The organism is Streptomyces sp. NPDC004838 (genome assembly GCF_053600955.1).
The window spans coordinates 1-1379 of the sequence record NZ_JBSGAW010000079.1; the positions used below are offsets into that span (position 1 = coordinate 1).

Below are 1379 nucleotides of genomic sequence, written 5' to 3' on the forward strand. Positions count from 1 at the left end.
GGGACTGTAAATCATTCGGTGTAACTCCCGATCAAGGAAGATGCATCGATGACCAGTGAGAACGTGACCGAGGCCGAGTCCGTCGAGCCGGCTGAGCCGCAGCCTGTGAAGGCGGTGGACGACCGGCTGATCGACGAGCTGGTGGGCCGGGCCCAGGCCGAGGGCGTGCAGCTGACCGGTGAGGGCGGGCTGCTGCAGCAACTGACGAAGCGGCTGCTGGAGTCCGCCCTGGAGGGCGAGATCACCGACCACCTCGGCTATGACAAGCACGATCCGGCCGGGAAGAACGGTGGCAACTCCCGCAACGGAACACGAGGTAAGACCGTCCTGACGGATGTCGGCCCGGTGGAGATATCCGTGCCCCGCGACCGTGACGGCTCCTTCGAGCCGAAGATCGTCAAGAAGCGGCAGAAGCGCCTGTCCGGCGTCGACGAGATGGTGATCTCGCTGTCCGCGAAGGGCCTGACGACCGGTGAAGTCCAGGCCCACCTGGCCGAGGTCTATGGCGCCGAAGTCTCCCGCCAGACGATCTCGACCATCACCGACAAGGTCATGGACGGCATGGCCGAATGGCAGAACCGCCCGCTCGACCCGGTCTATCCGGTGATCTTCATCGACGCCATCCACGTGAAGATCCGCGACGGCGCCGTGGCCAACAGGCCCGTCTACGTGGCCCTGGCCGTCACCACCGAGGGCCGGCGCGACATCCTGGGGCTGTGGGCCGGAGACGGCGGCGAAGGCGCCAAACACTGGATGCACATCCTCACCGAGATTAAGAACCGCGGAGTGGACGACGTCCTCATGCTGGTCTGCGACGGCCTGAAGGGCCTGCCGGACGCAGTCGGGACCGTCTGGCCCAGGACGATCGTGCAAACCTGCGTGGTCCACCTGCTGCGGAACTCCTTCCGCTATGCCGCCCGCCAGGACTGGGACAAGATCGCGCGTGTCCTCAAGCCCGTCTACACGGCCGCGACCGAGGAGGCCGCCCTCGAGCGGTTCGCTGAGTTTGCCGACGCCTGGGGCAAGAAGTATCCGGCGATCGTCCGGCTCTGGGAGAACGCATGGGAGGAGTTCACCCCGTTCCTCCGCTTCGACACCGAGATCCGCCGCATCGTCTGCACCACCAACGCGATCGAGTCCGTGAACGCCAGGATCCGGCGGGCGGTCAAGGCCCGCGGGCACTTCCCGAACGAGACTGCCGCCCTGAAGTGCGTCTACATGGCGATCATGTCGCTCGACCCCACCGGCCGGGGGCAGGCCCGCTGGACCATGCGCTGGAAGACCGCCTTGAACGCCTTCGACATCACCTTCGACGGCCGCCTCTCCGCAGCCCGCCAGTAACCCCAACCACCTCGTTACACCATTCGATTGACAGACCC

Annotated in this window: 1 protein-coding gene; it reads left to right on the top strand. The window is 66.0% G+C overall.

Annotated features, from left to right (window positions below; genetic code table 11):
- Positions 1-48 precede the first annotated feature (48 nt).
- Positions 49-1341: an IS256 family transposase gene (locus tag ACWEFL_RS36100; RefSeq protein ID WP_451721355.1), complete on the top strand. Its 1293-nt coding sequence runs from the start codon at positions 49-51 to the stop codon at positions 1339-1341.
- The last annotated feature ends 38 nt before the right edge of the window (positions 1342-1379 follow it).

Coding starts and splice junctions, on each gene's coding strand:
- ACWEFL_RS36100 (WP_451721355.1), top strand. CDS start 49: ATGACCAGTGAGAACGTGACCGAGGCCGAGTCCGTCGAGCCGGCTGAG.